This window comes from Bradyrhizobium sp. AUGA SZCCT0283 (assembly GCF_018130385.1).
Classification (GTDB): Bacteria; Pseudomonadota; Alphaproteobacteria; order Rhizobiales; family Xanthobacteraceae; genus Bradyrhizobium.
In genome coordinates, this window is the sequence record NZ_JAFCLU010000006.1 from 1 (window position 1) to 18,606 (window position 18,606).

17 protein-coding genes, 1 pseudogene and 1 riboswitch are annotated in these 18,606 nt (G+C 61.8%); of the genes and pseudogenes, 8 read left to right on the forward strand and 10 right to left on the reverse strand.

Annotated elements, in window-relative coordinates; all coding sequences use genetic code 11:
• From JQ624_RS10460 to JQ624_RS10470, 3 genes are all read left to right on the forward strand, one after another.
• On the forward strand, nt 1-182 hold a 182-nt coding region (locus JQ624_RS10460; protein ID WP_212418803.1), incomplete at its 5' end, for a hypothetical protein.
• A gap of 552 nt (nt 183-734) precedes the next feature.
• The gene (locus JQ624_RS10465; protein ID WP_212418804.1) at nt 735-4,055 is read left to right on the forward strand and encodes an adenylate/guanylate cyclase domain-containing protein; all 3,321 of its coding nucleotides are present in this window, start codon (nt 735-737) and stop codon (nt 4,053-4,055) included.
• Nucleotides 4,056-4,171: 116 nt separating this feature from the next.
• The gene (locus JQ624_RS10470) at nt 4,172-4,447 is read left to right on the forward strand and encodes a hypothetical protein (protein ID WP_212418805.1); all 276 of its coding nucleotides are present in this window, start codon (nt 4,172-4,174) and stop codon (nt 4,445-4,447) included.
• Between the two features lie 98 nt (nt 4,448-4,545).
• On the opposite strand, the gene JQ624_RS10475 is transcribed toward JQ624_RS10470, so the two are convergent.
• Nucleotides 4,546-5,163 (reverse strand): TIGR02594 family protein, encoded by a 618-nt coding sequence (locus JQ624_RS10475; protein ID WP_409334312.1) that lies wholly within the window; start codon nt 5,161-5,163, stop codon nt 4,546-4,548.
• Nucleotides 5,164-5,687: 524 nt separating this feature from the next.
• On the opposite strand from JQ624_RS10475, the gene JQ624_RS10480 reads away from it, so the two are divergent.
• Nucleotides 5,688-6,548: an alpha/beta fold hydrolase gene (locus tag JQ624_RS10480; RefSeq protein ID WP_212418807.1), complete on the forward strand. Its 861-nt coding sequence runs from the start codon at nt 5,688-5,690 to the stop codon at nt 6,546-6,548.
• A gap of 114 nt (nt 6,549-6,662) precedes the next feature.
• Here the strand turns inward: JQ624_RS10480 and metW are convergent, their stop codons facing one another.
• Together metW and JQ624_RS10490 are read right to left on the reverse strand one after the other, a co-directional pair.
• A complete protein-coding gene (gene metW, locus JQ624_RS10485; protein WP_212418808.1) occupies nt 6,663-7,328 on the reverse strand; it encodes a methionine biosynthesis protein MetW in 666 nt (221 codons plus the stop codon).
• 63 nt (nt 7,329-7,391) lie between these two features.
• Nucleotides 7,392-8,642, reverse strand: coding sequence for a homoserine O-acetyltransferase (locus tag JQ624_RS10490; protein ID WP_212418809.1), 1,251 nt, complete (start codon nt 8,640-8,642; stop codon nt 7,392-7,394).
• Nucleotides 8,643-8,727: 85 nt separating this feature from the next.
• A riboswitch (SAM riboswitch) is annotated at nt 8,728-8,807 on the reverse strand.
• 176 nt (nt 8,808-8,983) lie between these two features.
• Here JQ624_RS10490 and JQ624_RS10495 point away from each other — a divergent pair.
• The 4 genes from JQ624_RS10495 to JQ624_RS10510 all read left to right on the forward strand — a co-directional run bounded on the left by JQ624_RS10495 (nt 8,984) and on the right by JQ624_RS10510 (nt 12,842).
• Nucleotides 8,984-9,832, forward strand: coding sequence for a chorismate mutase (locus tag JQ624_RS10495; RefSeq protein WP_212418810.1), 849 nt, complete (start codon nt 8,984-8,986; stop codon nt 9,830-9,832).
• Between the two features lie 28 nt (nt 9,833-9,860).
• Nucleotides 9,861-10,958: a histidinol-phosphate transaminase gene (gene hisC, locus JQ624_RS10500; protein ID WP_212418811.1), complete on the forward strand. Its 1,098-nt coding sequence runs from the start codon at nt 9,861-9,863 to the stop codon at nt 10,956-10,958.
• On the forward strand, nt 10,955-11,896 hold the full coding sequence (locus tag JQ624_RS10505) for a prephenate/arogenate dehydrogenase family protein (RefSeq protein WP_212418812.1): 942 nt from the start codon (nt 10,955-10,957) through the stop codon (nt 11,894-11,896). The genes hisC and JQ624_RS10505 overlap by 4 nt, the downstream gene beginning before the upstream one ends.
• Before the next feature lie 196 nt (nt 11,897-12,092).
• Nucleotides 12,093-12,842, forward strand: a complete 750-nt coding sequence (locus JQ624_RS10510) for a hypothetical protein (RefSeq protein WP_249129679.1) — start codon at nt 12,093-12,095, stop codon at nt 12,840-12,842.
• A 138-nt stretch (nt 12,843-12,980) separates the two neighbouring features.
• On the opposite strand, the gene JQ624_RS10515 is transcribed toward JQ624_RS10510, so the two are convergent.
• The 7 genes and pseudogenes from JQ624_RS10515 to JQ624_RS10545 all read right to left on the reverse strand — a co-directional run bounded on the left by JQ624_RS10515 (nt 12,981) and on the right by JQ624_RS10545 (nt 18,558).
• Nucleotides 12,981-13,208, reverse strand: a complete 228-nt coding sequence (locus JQ624_RS10515) for a hypothetical protein (RefSeq protein ID WP_212418813.1) — start codon at nt 13,206-13,208, stop codon at nt 12,981-12,983.
• Between the two features lie 427 nt (nt 13,209-13,635).
• A complete protein-coding gene (locus JQ624_RS10520; protein ID WP_212418814.1) occupies nt 13,636-14,547 on the reverse strand; it encodes a heme o synthase in 912 nt (303 codons plus the stop codon).
• Between the two features lie 78 nt (nt 14,548-14,625).
• Nucleotides 14,626-14,905: pseudogene (locus JQ624_RS10525) on the reverse strand (GYD domain-containing protein).
• A 32-nt stretch (nt 14,906-14,937) separates the two neighbouring features.
• Entirely contained in the window at nt 14,938-15,336 is a 399-nt protein-coding gene (locus tag JQ624_RS10530; protein WP_212418815.1) for a cytochrome C oxidase subunit IV family protein, read from the reverse strand.
• Nucleotides 15,337-15,345: 9 nt separating this feature from the next.
• On the reverse strand, nt 15,346-16,068 hold the full coding sequence (locus tag JQ624_RS10535; protein ID WP_212418816.1) for a heme-copper oxidase subunit III family protein: 723 nt from the start codon (nt 16,066-16,068) through the stop codon (nt 15,346-15,348).
• Between the two features lie 10 nt (nt 16,069-16,078).
• Complete coding sequence (locus JQ624_RS10540; RefSeq protein WP_212418817.1) at nt 16,079-16,783, reverse strand: cytochrome c oxidase subunit 3; 705 nt, start codon at nt 16,781-16,783, stop codon at nt 16,079-16,081.
• Nucleotides 16,780-18,558: a cbb3-type cytochrome c oxidase subunit I gene (locus JQ624_RS10545; protein ID WP_212418818.1), complete on the reverse strand. Its 1,779-nt coding sequence runs from the start codon at nt 18,556-18,558 to the stop codon at nt 16,780-16,782. Before JQ624_RS10545 ends, JQ624_RS10540 begins: the two co-directional genes overlap by 4 nt.
• Nucleotides 18,559-18,606: the final 48 nt, after the last annotated feature.

The following is an 18,606-nucleotide window of genomic DNA, read 5'->3' on the forward strand; positions in this document are numbered from 1 at the left end:
TTTCGCGCCTGACGCTGCCTGCGTCCACCGCATCCCGTCCCGCGTTCGTGACGACGCGCGATCCGCCCCTCTTGCCGGGTCGGGACAGCACGGAAAGAGCCACTGATTTGGGTCGGATGAAAAGCGGAATATTTTTGCGCGAGGGGCTGGACAGGTTTTTGGTGATTTGCCCGTCAGGTTGATTTGTCGCAGGTCGCTGCCTGAGATTGTGCTTGCGCGAGGAGCAAATCAGCTCGCAGAGAACGCAATCGTAGATCGTGGCGTGGGCAGAGCGAAGCGTGCCCACCCTTTGGAGGCACGATCGCTGATAGATGGTGGGCAGGGTTTCTTACGACATAGTCCCGGGTGTCGCTGCGCTCACCCGGGCTACGCTTGCTGACGAACTTCTGGCCATGCAGAAATTTCCGCAAGATCAACTGAAGCGGTACGAACAGGCTCTGCGCACGGCAACGCCCATGCTCAACGAACGGAAGCAATGATCCGTCCAGGAGTTATCACCAAGTCCGGACCGCACCCAGAGCATAAGTCAGGACTTGGTCCGAGCGGGCCTGAGCGGGCAGCCCACGATATCATTTTCGTGGTCAGGACGGGCGGTCCGTCTCAGCAACCGACTGCCAGCTTTTGCCCCACAACGGAACATCGAGACGTATAACCTGGAGTTGTGACCAAGTTCACATGGAACACTCGACTTCTGGCGCAGTGTAATGGCGTTTTGGATATCCGTTGAGGTCCGGATGCACTGCACGAATTGCGCAGCCGAAGTCCCGGAGCAAAGAAAATTTTGTGCGCAATGCGGAGCGGCGGTGGTGCGGCGCTGTGCGGCCTGCGGCGCGGCAAACCCTGCCCTCAACAAGTTTTGCGGCGACTGCGGAAGCAAATTGCGGGTGGATTCTCCCGCGGCGGTACCGACGGCACGGGACTCGCGTCCGATCGAGCGCCGGCAGCTTACGGTACTGTTTTGTGACCTGGTCGGATCAACTGCGCTCTCCGCGAGGCTCGATCCCGAAGACTTCAGCGCAATCATCGCCGGCTATCGGCGCTGCATTACTGAAACCGTTGCCTGCTTCGACGGCTTTGTCGCGCGACATCATGGCGACGGTGCGGTGATATATTTTGGCTATCCTCACGCGCACGAAGACGACGCGGAGCGCGCCGTTCAAGCCAGCCTCGCATTGGTGCAGGCGGTCGCCGCCCTGCCCACGAAAGAAAAGTTGAGCGCGCGTGTCGGTGTTGCAACGGGCGTCGCGCTTGTCGGCGACATGTCGGACAGCGCGATTTCCGAGGAGCACGGCATCCTCGGCGACCCCCCGAATCTTGCCGCCCGGCTGCAATCGCTCGCACAACCTGGCGGCGTCATTATCTCGGATCGCACAAAGACGATCGCGGGACCGCAATTCGAGTATCTCGATCTCGGTAAAGTCGAGATCAACGGATTCGCAAAACCAGTCGCCGCCTGGCAAGTCGCAGGCAAGACGGCAGTGACCAGCCGATCGCACGCTCTCCAAAGCAGCGATTTGCTGCCGCTGATCGGTCGTGATGAAGAAATGGAGCTGCTCCTGCGCCGATGGGAGCGGGCCAGGAGCGGCGAAGGTCAGGTAGTACTGCTTTCCGGTGAAGCGGGAATCGGCAAATCACGGCTCACCGTCGCGCTGTTGGAACAGCTTGCGCGCGAGCCGCACATACGCCTGCGTTGCTTCTGCTCGCCGCAGCATACCGACAGCATGCTCTATCCGGTGATCGGCGAGATGTTGCGCGCCGCTCGCTTTGCTCACGACGACAGCCAGCAAGTGAAAATGGACAAGCTCGACGCGCTGCTGGCGCAAAGCTCGACGCCGCCCCAGGATGCGGCGCTATTTGCCGAAATGCTGTCGCTGCCCAACGATGGACGCTACCCTCCGGTTGAAGTTGAGCCGCAGCTCCGTCGTCAGAAAACGCTGAAAGCTCTTGGTTCGCAAATCGAGGCGCTGGCGCGGATCAATCCTGTGCTGGTGATTTTCGAAGATGCGCATTGGGCCGATCCAACCAGCCTCGAATTGTTCGCCCGGGCGGTGGACCTGGCCGTGAGCCACCGGCTCTTGATACTGGTTACTTTCAGGCCGGAATTCAGCCCGCCCGTGATTGGACGGCCGCACGTGACTGAGCTGACCCTCCATCGGCTGGCGCCGTGCGACATCGATTTCCTGATCGAGCGCGTCGTCGGCAACCGATCGTTGCCGGCGGGCATCCGCCACGACATCATCGAGCGCACCGACGGCATTCCGCTGTTCGCCGAGGAGATGACCAAGGCGGTGCTGGACGCGGAGGGTGAGAGCGATGCGCAGCGGGCCGTTGCAGGGGGACCAACGCCTGTCGTGGCGGTTCCGGCAAGCCTGCAAGCTTCGCTGATGTCGCGGCTCGATCGGCTCGGGCCGGCGAAGAACGTGGCGCAGGTTGGCGCAGCGATCGGCCGGGCATTTCCCCACATGTTGCTGGCCGCGCTCGTGCGAAAACCAAAGGAAGCGCTGGACTCCGACCTCGACCGGCTCATTGCGGCGGGTTTGTTGTTTCGACACGGCACCCCGCCTTATGCGAGCTACCTGTTCAAGCATGCGCTGGTGCAGGACGTAGCCTACAGTACGCTGCTGCGGGAGCAGAGGCGCACGCTGCATGCGCGCATCGCCGAAATCCTCGAAAGCCAGTTCGCAGAAATCGCCGAGAGCCAGCCCGAGCTGCTGGCGCGTCACTACACAAAGGCCGACCTGATCGAGAAGTCGGCGCGCCTGTGGGGCAAGGCGGGACAGCGCTCACAGGAGCGTTCGGCGCTGGTCGAAGCCGCCGAACAACTCGGCCAGGCTCTGGCACAAATCGCAACCTTGCCCTCTACGCCCGACCTGCGGCGCGAGCAGATCATCCTGCAAGTCGCGCTCTTGAACACGCTCATGCATGTCAAAGGATATGGCGCGCCCGAAACGAAGGCTGCCGTAGCTCAGGTGAGAGCGTTGATCGAACAAGCGGAACGGCTCGGAGAACCTCCCGATGACCCTTCGTTGCTGCTCTCGGCTCTCTTTGGTCAGTGGATCGTCAATTTCATAAACTTCAATGGCGACGTTGCGCGAGAGCTCGCGGCGCGGTTTCTGGCGCTTGGCGAGAAGGAGGGATCAGCGGTACCGCTCATGATTGGACACCGCACCATGGCGAGTACGCTCGCGTTTATGGGGGACCTCGTTGAGGCCAAGGCGCACTACAATGAAGCCCTCGCCCTTTACCGCCCGGCCGAGCACCGGCGATTGATGACCCGATTTGGCCAGGACCTCCGGGTAACGTGCCTGGCCTTTCGTTCAATGGCCTCGTGGCTGCTCGGTTATCCTGACGCCGCGCTCAACGATGCAGATTGCGCGCTAATGGAAGCGCGCCAGATTGAGCATGCTGCGACCTTGATGTTTACGCTGAACTTCCCGATTCTCATTAATACCTACTGCGGGAATTACCAGGCGGCCAACGAGCGTCTCAAAGAGCTTGTCGTCCTGGCCGAGGAGAAAGGGGCCCCGTTCCGAAAAGCGGAAGGCGTGTTGCGGCGGGGCTATATTCTGACCCTCACCGGAGCCGCGGACGCCGTCGAGATCGTCACGGCGGGTATTGATTTATGGCGGTCGGCCGGATCGACGATATTTACACCGGAGCACGAGTTCATGCTGGCAATCGCCCATGCAGATTCGGACCAATTCGATGATGCCTGGCGCTGCATCGACAAAGCAATGACGGCGATGCACGCAACCGGGGAAAGGTGGTGCGAGGCCGAGGCTCATCGCGTTGCCGGTGAAATCGCGCTCAGGTCGCCGCAGCAGGACGCGGCGAAAGCGCAAGCGTATTTCGAGCATTCCCTGACCGTTGCGCGAGCACAGCAGGCAAGGTCGTGGGAATTGCGCGCGGCCATGAGCCTGGCGCGGCTCTTGAGCGATCAGGGAAAACGGCAAACGGCACGTGACCTTCTCGCCCCCATCTACGATTGGTTCACCGAAGGTTTTGATACCAGCGACCTTCGAAAGGCCAGGGCATTGCTCGGCGAGCTTCATTGATAAGGCCATCCGGCGACGAAGTTCCGGTCCTGGCACCCCAAGCCGACAACGCCCGTGTTTTTGCTGTATAGTATGGCATTCAGACGAGCGGGATGCCTGCCTTGAGGGTTGAGGTCATGCGCAAAACATCTGGATCATTACTCCTGGCTATCGCTGCTGTTCTTTTCAGCTCGCAGGTGCGGGCGCAGCAGGTTGTGGCCGAAACGCCGCAGACGATGCTGTCGGCGCAGATTCGCACGCAGGGGTTCACCTGTGACAAGGCGCTCGGCGCCACCAGAGACAAGAAGCGCTCGCGGCCGGACCGCGCCGTCTGGGTCCTCAAATGCAGCAACGCCACATACAGGGTTACACGCGCCCCCGACATGGCGGCGAAGGTCGAACCGCTCCCGTGAGCGAATGACCTTGGCCCAAAGCAGGCGTCGTCGGATATCCGCTGCGCACGGCATCCTCTCCCCGTCAGGAACGGGGAGAGAACGCAACGGGATCCGCCTCAGCTCGTCGGCATGACGTAGGCGTAGATCCGGCCGCGCGAGACCGGGGCTTCGCGGACGCGGTTGCCGTTGTTGCCGGAGATCATGATCGGATTTCCGGATGCATCGATGCCGGTGATGATGCCGACATGGCCGCCGCGGCGGCCGCGCGACATCACCGCAATGGCGCCGACCTGCGGACCGGAAATGCGCTGGCCGTAATTCGCGAACGAATTCGCCATGTCGGAGCCGGTGCCGCGATAGCCGGAGTGCTGCAGAACCATGTTCATGAACCGCGCGCACCACAGGCTGCCGCGTCCAGTCGGGTTGCCGCCGAGATAGCGGCGCGCTTCGGCGACGACGTTCGATGAGGTGAAGCTGGAAGCCATTGCGCCGCCGGCCGGCGTCACGGTTGCATTCGGCCCGACGCTCGAATTCGTTGCGACGCTTGCATCCGTTGCGACGCTCGCATTGGCGTTGGCAAGACCGCGCGCCTGCATTTGCGCAACGCCCCGCTCCCAGCGCGATGCCTGCGCGGCGTGGCGGAGCCTGGCACGATGGGCACGACCGGCGCGCGCCTCCGCGGCGACGTTGGACGAGCCGAAGCCGCCGGGCGCAACCATCTGGGGGCTGCTCACCATGAAGCTCGGGTTGGCATCGGCTAAGCCGCGGGCCTGCATTTGCGGCGCGCTACGATCCCGGCGCGACATCCTGGTAGCATGGCGATGGTGGCGATAGGCGTAATGATGGTTCACATGATGGCCGGCGTGATAGGCCCGGGCGTGTCGCCCCGCGCCATGGTGAGGCCGTGCCGAAGCTGGAGAGACAAATACGACGATAGAAGCCGAACACAGTGCCAGTGTGATGAAACGAAGCGACCGGCGAAACGCAAACAACTGACGCATACTTGATCCTCTGTAGCACCCCCACTTCCCCTTTGCGTTCGTCTACGAACGAACGCGGGCGGCGTTTTGCGTCCGGCTGTGGCGAGAGGAAGATTTCATGTGGCGGCGCGGAAACGATTTCGGGGTGATTCCGCGATCATTCGATGGCGAAAATGAAACTAAACTGCCGCATTGCAGCCGCGGGAATTAACTGCAATTTTGCCGGCTGGCCGCGCAAGGAAGTTGCGTGAAAACAAGAAAATCGAGAGGAATCCGAAATGCCCTATGCCGTCGCCAAAGATAGCGTTCGTCTTCACTATGAAGAGGCGGGAAGCGGGACGCCGATCATCTTCCTGCACGAGTTCGCGGCCGACCACACCAACTGGGAGCCGCAGATGCGCTACTTCTCGCGCGGCCACCGCTGCATCGCCTATTCGGCGCGCGGCTATGCGCCATCCGACGTGCCGCCTGACGCCGCTGTCTACACCTACAAGCATTTCTATACCGACGCGCTCGCCGTGCTCGACCACCTCGGCATCGCGAAGGCCCATTTCGTCGGCCTGTCGATGGGCTCCTACTCCTCCTTGCAGATCGGCCTCCATGCGCCGGAGCGGGCGCTGTCGATGACGCTGGCCGCGGTGGGCTCCGGCTCGAGCCTTGAGCATCTCGACGCCTTCCGCGCGCAGTGCCGCGCCAATGCCGAGCAGTATGAGGCGATCGGTTCGGTGGAAGTCGCCAAGGTGACGCGCGAGGCGCCGAGCCGGATTCCGTTTTTGCTGAAGGACCCGCGCGGCCACGCCGATTTCTACGCCGCGCTGGCGCGGCATGACGCCAAAGGTTCGGCCAACACGATGCGCAGCTTTCAGGGCGGGCGTCCCTCGATCTACACCATGACGGATGCGATCCGGCGCGTGCCGACGCCGGCGCTGATCCTGTGCGGCGACGAGGACGACAATTGCATCGGGCCGAGCCTGTTCCTGAAGCAGCATCTGCCGGCGGCCGGGCTCTCGTTCTTTCCGAAGTCGGGCCACGTGCTGAATCTGGAGGAGCCGGCGCTGTTCAACGAGATGGTGGAGCGGTTCATCGCGCTGGTTGAGGCCGGGCGGTGGCCGGTGCGGGATGCAAGGTCGCTGGTGTGAATCGTCATTCCGGGGCGCGCGCAGCGCGAGCCCGGAATCCATTCATCCACGTAACCTGCCGCCCGATGGATTCCGGGCTCGATGCTTCGCATCGCCCCGGAATGACGGCGAAAGTTACTTTCCCGCCCCACCCCTACTCAGCAAAAACACGCCCTGCTCGCCGAACATGTTCCAGACCCACCAGGGCAGGTTCAGCGGCACCGGGCGGCCGTAGAGATCGAGCGCCACCGCGCGCTCCATCTTGACGTTGATCGCGTCGCACAGTTCGACGAAATCCTTGATGGTGCAGAAGTGGATGTTGGCCGTGTCGTACCAGGTCGCCGGCAAATTCTCCGTACGCGGCATGTGGCCGCCGACAAGGAGCTGCAGCCGCATCTTCCAGAAGCCGAAGTTCGGGAACGAGACAACGGCGCGCCGGCCGATCCGCAGCAGATTTTCCAGCACGACCTTCGGCTGCCGGGTCGCCTGCAGCGTCTGCGACAGGATCACGTAGTCGAAGGCGTCATCCGGATAATTGACGAGGTCGGTGTCGGCGTCGCCCTGCACCACCGCGAGCCCCCTCGCGACGCAGCGGTTGACGCCCTCGCGCGACAGCTCGATGCCGCGGCCGTCGATGCCGCGGCTCTCCAGAAGCTGCAGCAATTCGCCATCGCCGCAGCCGACGTCGAGCACCTTCGAACCTTGCGGAATCATTTCGGCGACCAGCAGATGATCGGTGCGATACTTGCCGGTGCGATCGGGCGTGATGCCGAGCGGCAAGGCCTGTTCCTGAAGCGCCATCTCACCCACCTCCAGAGCATTTTCCGTTCCGATACAATCGGAACGGAAAATGCTCTACCTTTCTTATTTTGACGCGTTTTCTTCACGCGAACCGGTGTCCACTTCGCTTGAAAACGCTTTGTTATTGCCGAGGCCGCGCGCCTTGCCCGCGGATTCCAGGAAGGCACGCGCGATGTCGAAGAACTCGGGAACGTCGAGCAGGAAGGCGTCGTGGCCGCGATCGGTCTCGATTTCGGCAAACGACACCCGCGCGCTCGACGCGTTCAGCGCATGCACCAGCGCCCGCGATTCCGAGGTCGGGAACAGCCAGTCCGAGGTGAACGACACCACGCAGAAGCGGGTCTTGATGCCGCGAAACGCCTGCGCCAGCACGCCGTTGTGGTCGGCCGCGATATCGAAATAGTCCATCGCCCGCGTCAGATAGAGATAGCTGTTGGCGTCGAAGCGCTCGACAAAGGACGAGCCTTGATAACGCAGATAGCTTTCGACCTGAAAATCCGCATCGAACGAGAAGGTCGGCAGATCGCGGTCCTGCATCCGCCGTCCGAACTTGCGATGCAGCGCGGCGTCGGAGAGATAGGTGATGTGCCCGGCCATCCGCGCCACGGCCAGCCCGCGGTGCGGATGGGTTGAGCGTTCGAAATAGCGCCCGTGATGCCAGTCCGGATCGGCCATCACCGCCTGGCGGCCAAGTTCGTGAAACGCAATGTTTTGCGCCGAATGGCGTGTCGAGCAGGCGACCGGCAGCGCCGAAAACACGCGCTCCGGATAGGCTGCGGTCCATTGCAGCACCTGCATGCCGCCCATCGATCCGCCGATCACGCAGAACAATGTTTCGATCTCCAGCCGGTCGAGCAGCATGGCCTGCGCGCGGACCATGTCGGGGATGGTGATGAGCGGAAAATCCAGCCCCCAGGCCTTGCCGGTGGCCGGATTGGTCGAGGCCGGACCGGTCGATCCCATGCAGCCGCCGATCACATTCGAACAGATGATGAAATATCTGTCGGTATCGAGCGGACGGCCGGGACCGACCATGATTTCCCACCAGCCGGCCTTGCCGGTCAGCGGATGCACGTTGGCGACGTGCTGGTCGAGGGTCAGCGCGTGGCAGATCAGAATGGCGTTGGAGCGATCGGCGTTCAGTTCGCCATAGGTCTGATAGGCGATCTGGAACGGCGCGAGATCGATGCCGCAATCGAGCTTCAGCGGCTGATCCATGCCGAACTTCGCCACCGTCGAGGTCGGATGATCGGCCTCGTGGGCGCGATCCTCGCTGTGAATCGACGGGCTGGATATCGACTGCAAATGTGTCATCGCGGGCGACCTTCCCCCTCGCGGAGGTCCTTGAGACAGAATCAGGCCATAAAAAACCCGGCCTGAACGAAAGGTTCGGCCGGGATCAACTCTGTCCCCGGCCTGTTTAGCGAGTTGTTTAACGTGGCTGCAAGCCGGCCGGCTCAAATGACCACGGAATAGAGCAAAGCTAGTCCCGCCTAGGCATTTCGTCAAGGCAGGGCGGGGCCGGACGGCATGGTTAACCTGATCATGCAGGGCTCCCCCGCGACGTTTCTCTTTGCTTTCAGCGCCCGTCTTTCCTAATCAATGCGACTGTCTGCCGGCCGCATCGGGCTGTTCCGGCACCAAGGTTTTTCAGGATGTCCAAGGCACCCCCGGCCCCGCCTTCACTGCAGGAACTGCGCAAGGAGATCGATGCGATCGACGAGCAGGTCCATCGCCTCCTGATGGCGCGCGGCGACATCATCGACCGGCTGATCCAGGTGAAGCAGACCCAGGAAGTCGGCTCCGCGTTCCGGCCCGCCCGCGAGGCCAGCATGATGCGGGGGCTGGTGCAGCGCCATCGCGGCATCCTGCCGCTCGACACCATCGAGAGCATCTGGCGCGTCATCATCTCGACCTTCACCTATGTCCAGGCGCCGTTCTCGGTGCATGCGGATGTCTCGGTCGGCGAACCCGCGATGCGGGATTCGGCGCGCTTTCACTTTGGCTTCGTCGTGCCCTATGTCGCGCATTTCAGCGCGCAGGCTGCGGTGGAAGCGGCGGCGAAATCGAAGGGCGATCTGGCGCTGGTCTCGGCGATCTCGAGCCGCACGCCGTGGTGGATCGCGCTGGAAGCGAGCGGCGCGCCGAAGATCACCGCCCGGCTGCCGTTCCTCGAACGCGCCGATCATCCGGCCGCCCTCCCCGTGTTCGTGATCTCGCGGGTCGCCGACGACGCCATGGTGACGGAAGTCCAGATGTGGAGCGTGCGTGTCTCCGGCTGGAACGCCGATATTGCGCGCGCCGTGGCGCCGCTCGCCGAAATCGTCGCCGTGCCCGATACCGCCTTCGACGGCGCGGCGCTGCTGGTGTCGGATGCCGGCACCGGCTTCGAGAAGATCAAAACCGCGCTGATTAAGGCCGGCGCCTCGGTGCGCTCGTCGGCCCTCGTCGGCAGCCACGCAACGCGCTATACGGTGCCCCCGAACGGGGCAGCCAAGTCTTAAAGCCGCCCTGAATATCCGGAGCCAGAAGATGAACTGCCCCGTGCCGAACCCCGGCATTCTCGATATTGCGCCCTACACGCCCGGCAAGACGCCGGTGCCGGAGCCGGGCCGCAAGGTGTTCAAGCTGTCGGCCAACGAGACCCCGTTCGGGCCGTCGCCGAAGGCGAGGGAAGTCTACCAGCAGGCGGCGGCGCATCTGGAGGACTATCCGGAAGGCACCTCGCGGGTGCTGCGCGAGGCGATCGGCCGCGCCTATGGGCTCGATCCCAACCGCATCATCTGCGGCGCCGGCTCGGACGAAATCCTCAATCTGCTGGCGCACACCTATCTCAGCCATGGGGATGAAGCGATCTCCACCGCCCACGGTTTTCTGGTGTACCCGATCGCCACGATGGCGAACGGCGCCAAAAATGTCGTCGCGCCCGAGACCAACTTCACCGCCGACGTCGACGCCATCCTCGCGCGCGTCACGCCGAAGACCAAGCTCGTCTGGTTGGCCAACCCGAACAACCCAACCGGCACCTATGTGCCGTTCGACGAGGTCAAGCGGCTGCGCTCAGGTCTGCCGTCGCATGTGCTGCTGGTGCTGGATGCGGCCTATTCCGACTACGTGTCGCGCAACGATTACGAACTCGGCCTCGAACTGGTGGCGACCACCGAAAACACCGTGATGACGCATACCTTCTCCAAGATTCACGGGCTGGCGGCCTTGCGGATCGGCTGGATGTTCGGCCCCGCCAATATCGTCGACGCCGTCAACCGGATCCGCGGGCCCTTCAACGTCTCGACGCCGGCGATGCTGGCGGCGGTGGCCGCGATCGAGGACACCGCGCATGTCCAGATGTCGAAGGCGTTCACCGAGCAGTGGCGCAACTGGATCACGGAAGAGGTGACAAAACTCGGGCTGAGGGTGACGCCGAGCGTGGCGAATTTTGTGCTGATCCACTTCCCGCAAGAGAAGGGCAAGACTTCGACTGAGGCGGATGCGTTCCTCACCAAACGCGGTCTGGTGCTGCGGGCGCTGAACAATTACGGCCTCCCCCATTCGCTGCGCATGACCATCGGCACCGAGGAGGCCAATCGCCTCGTCGTCGATGCCTTGCGCGACTTCATGGCAGCTAAATGAACGCGGTGCCGATTTTCCGACGCGTCGCGCTGATCGGCTTCGGCCTGATCGGCGGCTCGATCGCGCGCGCCGCGCGGGCCCAGGGGCTCGCCAGCGAAATCGTCACCACCGCGCGCTCGGAGAAAACCCGCGCACGGGTGGCTGAACTCGGCATCGTCGACCGCGTGCTGGAGACCAACGCGGAAGCCGTTCAGGACGCCGACCTCGTGATCCTCTGCATCCCGGTCGGCGCCTGCGGGCCGGTCGCGCAGGAAATCGCGCCTTTCCTCAAGGCTGGCGCGATCGTCTCCGACGTGGGCTCGGTCAAGGGCGCGATCGTCCGCGAGATGGCGCCGCATCTGCCGGCGAGCGTTCACTTCGTTCCGGCCCATCCGGTCGCAGGCACGGAGCATTCCGGCCCCGATTCCGGCTTCGCCGAACTCTTCATCAACCGCTGGTGCATCCTCACGCCACCCGACGGCGCCGATCCCATGGCGGTCGAAACATTGCGTGCGTTCTGGGCCGGCATGGGCGCCAAGGTCGAGATCATGACGCCCGATCATCATGATCTGGTGCTGGCGATCACCAGCCACCTGCCGCATCTGATCGCCTACACCATCGTCGGCACCGCTGACGAGCTGGCCCAGGTGACATCGTCGGAAGTCATAAAATTCTCCGCCGGCGGCTTTCGCGATTTCACCCGCATCGCAGCGTCCGATCCCACGATGTGGCGCGACGTGTTCCTGAACAACAAGGAAGCCGTGCTGGAAATGCTCGGCACCTTCAACGAGGACCTCTCAAAGCTCACCCGCGCCATTCGCCGCAACGATGGCGAAGCGCTGTTCGAGCACTTCACCCGCACCCGCGCCATCCGCCGCGGCATCGTCGAGATCGGCCAGGATTCCGCCGCGCCGGATTTCGGCCGGCCGCATCCGCCACTGGGTAAGAAGGCGGAGTGAGCCCCCGCTGTCGCGGGCCGTCATTGCCTGCGACAAACGCAAAGCGTTTGCGCACGAGAGCGAAGCGACAAAGCAATCCATTATGCAGCACGCCGAAGCATAGATTGCTTCGCTGCGTTCGCAATGACGTGGAGAGTCTCAAAACAGCGTGTAGGATAAGTGAGGTGCTATTTAGCGACAGGGGTGAACAGACATCATGGCGCTGGAAATCTTTACGTTGCGGGAGCGACCCGATCTTCGGCCATTGATCTTCTCTTCTGATCTGCAATCGGTCTGGCCGGAATTCATGCGCCATGACGCGGCGGCGCAGCTCTACTTCGCGCCATCGATGCTCGATCGGTACCTCGACTATGCGTTCGTTGGCGTCGCCGGGGGCAAGGTCGTCGCCCGGGCATTCAGCGTACCGTTCGCTTTCAACATCTACGGCCGCGCCGAACTCCCCGATGGCGGCTGGGACGAGGTTATCCGTTGGGCTCACGATGATCAGATGACAGGGCGCGCTCCGAATGCGCTGAGCGCACTGGAAATCAGTTTGCTTCCCGAAGCGCGAGGTGGCGGCAATTCGCTGGCGTTTCTAGGCGCCATGAAAGCCAGCGCGAAAGCCCATGGGCTTGCGGAAATGTTCGCTCCGGTGCGGCCGAACCAGAAACATCTTCATCCGTTCGTGCCGATGCGCGATTACGTCGACACGGTGGGTGCCGACGGCTTCCCGGCCGACTCCTGGCTGCGTACGCACCTTCGCGCCGGGGCAAGACTGGTGAAGATTGCGCCTTGTTCCATGACGATTGTCGGCAGTATCGCCGACTGGTCGCGCTGGACCGGAATGTCGTTCGATCGATCGGGCGAGGTCTCGATTGCAGGCGCGCTCATGCCGGTCATGATTTCACTTGAACGGGATTACGCTGTTTACGTCGAACCCAACGTATGGGTTCGGCATGCATTGTGACGACCATCCTTCGTCATTGTTTCGAGCGGTGTAACCGTCAACGGCGATTGATGGGTTTCGCTACGCGCATTCGCACGACCCGGTGGCGGACGATGACGGCTGGACTTGCGTCACCGCCCGCGCCGATGCTGCAGGAAGCTATTTCCGCGACTTCACAGGCCGCGTGAGGATTGGGTGTCGCATCACAAGCCGCGGCGCCATCGCTTGCGCGGCGATCGGCGATCGCGCCGATCCGATGCCGAGATCGCCATTGGGATGGTAGAACGCATACATCCCCGGCTCGTCTATCATGTGCTGCGCCGAGGCCCGGGACACGATCAGCACGGATAATGCCGCAGCAGTGCCGAGAAGTCTGATCTTGGTCATCTTGTCTTCTCCTCATTATCGACCCATCGACATGGGCCGTCGGAGAACAAGACCGGCATCGCCACGACAACATTCCCATCACGGCCCGAACCGCCGATCACGCTTCGGCGACCTGGATTTGACCGAACGCACGGCCAGTTGATCGTGTGAGCGCGCAGGATGGGTCGAGCGAAGCGATACCCATCCTGCCGTCGACTGCGATGATGGGTTTCGCGGAGTTTATCATCGGGCCGGCCGAAGGCCGGACCCGTTGGCTCTACCCATCCTACGGTCTCAAAACAGCGGCGGCACCCGCCCCACTTTCAGGGCCGAAGAAACACCATGCCGTCGACGAAGCGCGAAAGCGCGCGCGAGCGCACAGCCTCGACATGGCCGCCCGCGGCCCCGAAGCGTTCCCGGGAAACGAAGCGTTGGACTTCGCTCTGGATTAGAGAGGCTGAACGTAGGGCACAGCATCCATCAACAGCACACCGAAAAGAAGGACCAGATAGAGCATGGAAAACACGAACAGGCGACGCGCATGCTGCCTTTCCTTGTCATTGCTCCGACGGACTTGCCATGAGAGAAAAATCAGGATCGCTCCAAGCATCGCCGAAGCCACGCCGTAGATCGCCCCCGCGAACCCCAATGCCCAGGGCAGCAGTGAGATAGGAGTCAGAAGAACGCTATAGAGAAGAATCTGGCGCTTTGTTTCGGCCCGGCCGGCTACGACCGGCAACATCGGCACCCCGGCGCGAGCATATTCCCCGGCAAGATTGAGCGACAGTGCCCAGAAATGGGGTGGCGTCCAAAGGAAGATGATCAGGAACAGGATGAGCGGTTCGAGCCCAACATTTCCGGCGGCCGCGACCCAGCCGATCACCGGAGGGAGCGCGCCAGCCGCACCGCCAATCACGATATTTTGCGGTGTTCGGCGCTTGAGCCACATCGTGTAGACGACGACATAGAAGAAAATTGTGAAAGCAAGCAGCGCAGCCGCAGCCATGTTCAGGAAAGCGCCGAGGCCTAGAACGGCGCACATGCCAAGCATCAGTGCGAAAACCAATGCTTCCGAGCGCGATACACGGCCGCTGGGAATTGGACGCATGGCGGTACGCGCCATCAACGCATCGATGTCGGCGTCGTACCACATATTGAGCGCACCTGCGGCACCAGCTCCGGCCGCTATGCAAAGAAGTGCAACGACACCGGCGAAGGGATCGATGCCGCCTGGTGCGACCATGAGACCGACCAGTGCGGTAAAGACGACCAGCGACATAACGCGCGGTTTCGTCAGCGCGACATAGTCCCCGATGTTGGCATAGCTCCCGCGAATGAGAATTGAACGATTGATTTGCATGAGATCAATGCCTCCTCTTGCCGGCGACATGGCGGCATCTTGTTCGACACTCAAATGGCAAGCACAGCGTTGTGCCGACTAGCCCAGTGAATTGATGACTTCCCGATAGTCGGCTTCAGGAAACGCTTTCAGCGTGCGTGTCCGGATGTTTCCCAGCATGCCCAGCTGCAGATTGAAACGCGCCGCCACGGCGTCATCAGGAGCTTCGTAGATCGCGACCATGTCATAGTCGCCCATGGTGAGGAAAAAAAGTTTGAACTCACCTCCCATGTCCTTGAGCGCTTTCTTTGCCGTATCCAGACGACGAGGCGATGATGCCCTGGTCGGTCCAGTTTGCAAGCATGACGTATGTGGTCATGACCTCCTCCTTCCGATGCGAGGCGGCAGTATCTAAGTCGGCGACGCGAAGAACAGGACCCGGATGAGGTGCGTGTACTCGGATTCGAACACCATGATGGCCACGAACACCAGAACCAGCACCGGAGGCAGCAGGATGGCATAGGCGAGCGCCAACCGCTCCCAGGCCATGTGCATGAAGACTGCGACGATCAGGCCGGCCTTCAGCACCATGAAAAGCAGGATCAGCGACCATCTGAGATAGCCGTGTAAGCCGAAGTAGTCGACGAGATAGGAGCAGGTGCTGAGGACGAACAACCATCCCCATACCACGAGATAGAGCTTGATCGGGTGCTGCTGCCCCTTTGCGTGCGCAGTTCCAGCTGCGATTGCGTCATGCGCATGGGTTTGCAGCGAAGGTTGTTGTCCGTCTATTACCGCCACGTTTGTCATGTGCTGACCTCACCACAGATAAAAGAAGGCAAAGATGAACACCCACACGAGATCGACAAAGTGCCAGTACAGGCCCATGATTTCGACGATCTCGTAATAGCCCTTCCGGCTCGTGAAAAAGCCGCGCCTTTCGACGTCGAAATCCCCCCGCCAGACCTTTCGCGCGATGGCGATCAGGAAAATCACGCCGATCGTCACGTGGGTGCCGTGGAAGCCCGTGATCATGAAGAAGCTGGAGCCGAACTGCGCCGCGCCCCAGGGGTTTTCCCAGGGCCGCACGCCCTCCATGATCAGCTTGGTCCATTCGAAGGCCTGCATTCCGACGAAGGTTGCGCCAAATGCCGCTGTGACCAGCATCAGGATTGCAGTTTTGACGCGATCGCGGCGGTAACCGAAATTGACGGCCATCGCCATCGTCCCGCTGCTGCTGATCAGGATGAAGGTCATGATGGCGATAAGGATGAGCGGAATATGCTTGCCCCCGATACTGAGGGCGAAGACTTCGCTCGGATTCGGCCACGGTACGGTCGTGGACATTCGCGCGGTCATGTAGGACAGCAGAAAACAGCTGAAGATGAAGGTGTCGCTGAGGAGGAAGATCCACATCATGGCCTTCCCCCAGGAGACATTCTTGAAGGCGCGCTGATCCGAGGACCAGTCGGCAGCAATGCCTTGCCAGCCAGCAGCCCGCGCAGGCGATTCTCCAGGGGTTGTCAGCGCAGTCTCTGCCATCTGGTCTCTCCTAGGTGAGCAACCGCCGACAGATGTCGACGAAATCGTCCGTCCAGCCCGTCAGCAGACCAAGCAAGACCAGCCAGACCAACAGCAGGAAGTGCCAGTAGATCGTGCAGAGCTCCACGCTCAGGCGCACCTGGGGCATCTCGGCGCCACGCCACACCTTGGCAGTCGTTCTGCCCAGGGCCACCAGACCGCCCATCAGGTGCAGCCCGTGCGCCGCGGTGATCATGTAAAAGAAGGAATTGGCTGGATTGGACGCCACGAAATAGCCCGCTGATCTCAGCTGTTGCCACGCCAACAGTTGCCCAACCAGGAACGTAACGGCGGAGGCTGCCCCTGCGCACAGGCCGACGATTACACCGTCCATGTCGTTCCGGTGCGCGGCCACATATGCCCATTGCAGCGCGACACTGCTCAGGACCAGGACGCCGGTGTTGAACCACAGCAGCCCCGGCACGGGCAGCGTCCGCCAGTCCACCATGTTCATGCGCATGGAGTAGGCGCTGATGAAGAGTGCGAACAATGAGGTGGCGACAGCGAGAAACACTCCCAGTCCGATCTTCGCGGCCGGCAGCGTCATTGCTCCCGTGCCGGGGAAGTCATCGATTGACCCTTCTTCCAGCCAGGGTTTGGCTGTCAGCCGTTGCTGCGAGAGCCACCATCCGACGATGACCGCTATCACCGCCATGAACAGGACAATGGCGCTCACGGCGCAGCTCCCTGAACGGCCCGTGTCGCCTTCGGCGGCTGGTTCTGCGGAATGAAGTCCTGCGCTGCACCCGGCACGCTGTAGTCATACGCCCAGCGATAGACCACCGGGAGTTCCTTGCCCCAGTTGCCGTGCCCGGGCGGCGTCTCCGGCGTCTGCCACTCCAGTGTTGTCGCCCGCCATGGATTGCCACCAGAGGGTCTGCCCTTGAACAGGCTCCAGACAAGATTGAACAGGAACACCATCTGGGCGACACCCACGGTCAAAGCCACCACGGTGATAAAGGCATTGAGCGTATGGGCCGATGACGGGATGAACGCCGCTTCGCCGATGTCATGATACCGGCGCGGAATTCCGAGCAACCCGAGATAATGCATGGGGAAGAAGATCAGATAGGCACCGAGGAACGTGACCCAGAAATGAAACTTGCCCAGCACGTCGTTGAGCATCCGTCCCGTTACCTTGGGGTACCAATGATAGATCGCGCCCAGCACAACCATGATTGGCGCCACGCCCATCACCATATGGAAATGAGCGACGACGAACATGGTATCCGAAAGCGGGACGTCCACGACGACGTTGCCGAGGAAGAGGCCGGTGAGCCCGCCATTCACGAACGTAATGATGAAGCCAAGGGCGAACAGCATCGGGACCGTGAGATGAATGTCGCCGCGCCACAGCGTCAGCACCCAGTTGTAGACCTTGATGGCGGTCGGGATGGCGATGATGAGCGTCGTCGTGGCGAAGAAGAACCCGAAATGCGGGTGCATGCCGCTCACATACATGTGGTGCGCCCATACCACGAAACTGAGCGCGCCGATTCCCACGATAGCCCAGACCATCATGCGATAGCCGAAGATGTTCTTTCGCGCATGCGTGCTGATCAGATCGGAAACGATGCCGAAGGCCGGAAGTGCGACGATATAGACCTCAGGATGGCCGAAGAACCAGAACAGGTGCTGGAACAGGATCGGGCTGCCGCCGCCATACTTCATCTGCTGGCCCATCTCGACGAGTGCGGGCATGAAGAAGCTGGTTCCCAGCAAGCGGTCGAACAGCATCATGACAGAGGCGACGAACAGCGCCGGGAAAGCCAGCAGCGCCATCACGGTAGCTGTAAAAATGCCCCACACCGTCAGGGGCAAACGCATCAATGTCATGCCGCGTGTGCGCGCCTGCAGCACGGTCACGACGTAGTTCAGCCCGCCCATGGTGAAGCCGATGATGAACAGGATCAGCGACGCCAGCATCAGAACGATGCCCCAATCCTGCCCGGGGGTACCAGAGAGAATCGCCTGCGGCGGGTATAGCGTCCAGCCGGCGCCGGTTGGCCCGCCAGGCACGAAGAAGGTCGACGCCAACACCACGACGGCGAGCAGGTAGACCCAGTAGCTCAGCATGTTCACATAGGGGAAAACCATGTCCCGGGCGCCGACCATCAGCGGGATCAGGTAGTTGCCGAAGCCTCCGAGGAACAAGGCCGTGAGCAGGTAGATCACCATGATCATGCCGTGCATGGTGATGAACTGGAGATATTGATTTGCATCGATAAAGGAAAATGTGCCGGGAAATCCCAATTGCAGCCGCATCAGCCACGACAGCACCAGCGCGACCAGCCCGATTGCCGACGCCGTCAGCGAGTACTGGATGGCGATAACTTTGGCGTCCTGCGAAAAGACATACTGCGTCCACCAGCTTTTGGGATGATAGAGTTCAACCTCCGGCACTTCGGCAGGCGGAACGTCTGCGATTCTGTCATACGGGACATCGACCATCGAAGACACCTCCTCGGTCGTTTCCATAAGGCGGGCGATGAGTTGGTC

Bases quoted from the DNA above. Each gene is read 5' to 3' on its own strand.
- JQ624_RS10465 (WP_212418804.1), top strand. From the start codon at position 735: ATGCACTGCACGAATTGCGCAGCCGAAGTCCCGGAGCAAAGAAAATTT.
- JQ624_RS10470 (WP_212418805.1), top strand. From the start codon at position 4,172: ATGCGCAAAACATCTGGATCATTACTCCTGGCTATCGCTGCTGTTCTT.
- JQ624_RS10480 (WP_212418807.1), top strand. From the start codon at position 5,688: ATGCCCTATGCCGTCGCCAAAGATAGCGTTCGTCTTCACTATGAAGAG.
- metW (WP_212418808.1), bottom strand. From the start codon at position 7,328: ATGGCGCTTCAGGAACAGGCCTTGCCGCTCGGCATCACGCCCGATCGC.
- JQ624_RS10490 (WP_212418809.1), bottom strand. From the start codon at position 8,642: ATGACACATTTGCAGTCGATATCCAGCCCGTCGATTCACAGCGAGGAT.
- JQ624_RS10495 (WP_212418810.1), top strand. From the start codon at position 8,984: ATGTCCAAGGCACCCCCGGCCCCGCCTTCACTGCAGGAACTGCGCAAG.
- hisC (WP_212418811.1), top strand. From the start codon at position 9,861: ATGAACTGCCCCGTGCCGAACCCCGGCATTCTCGATATTGCGCCCTAC.
- JQ624_RS10505 (WP_212418812.1), top strand. From the start codon at position 10,955: ATGAACGCGGTGCCGATTTTCCGACGCGTCGCGCTGATCGGCTTCGGC.
- JQ624_RS10510 (WP_249129679.1), top strand. From the start codon at position 12,093: ATGGCGCTGGAAATCTTTACGTTGCGGGAGCGACCCGATCTTCGGCCA.
- JQ624_RS10515 (WP_212418813.1), bottom strand. From the start codon at position 13,208: ATGACCAAGATCAGACTTCTCGGCACTGCTGCGGCATTATCCGTGCTG.
- JQ624_RS10520 (WP_212418814.1), bottom strand. From the start codon at position 14,547: ATGCAAATCAATCGTTCAATTCTCATTCGCGGGAGCTATGCCAACATC.
- JQ624_RS10530 (WP_212418815.1), bottom strand. From the start codon at position 15,336: ATGACAAACGTGGCGGTAATAGACGGACAACAACCTTCGCTGCAAACC.
- JQ624_RS10535 (WP_212418816.1), bottom strand. From the start codon at position 16,068: ATGGCAGAGACTGCGCTGACAACCCCTGGAGAATCGCCTGCGCGGGCT.
- JQ624_RS10545 (WP_212418818.1), bottom strand. From the start codon at position 18,558: ATGGTCGATGTCCCGTATGACAGAATCGCAGACGTTCCGCCTGCCGAA.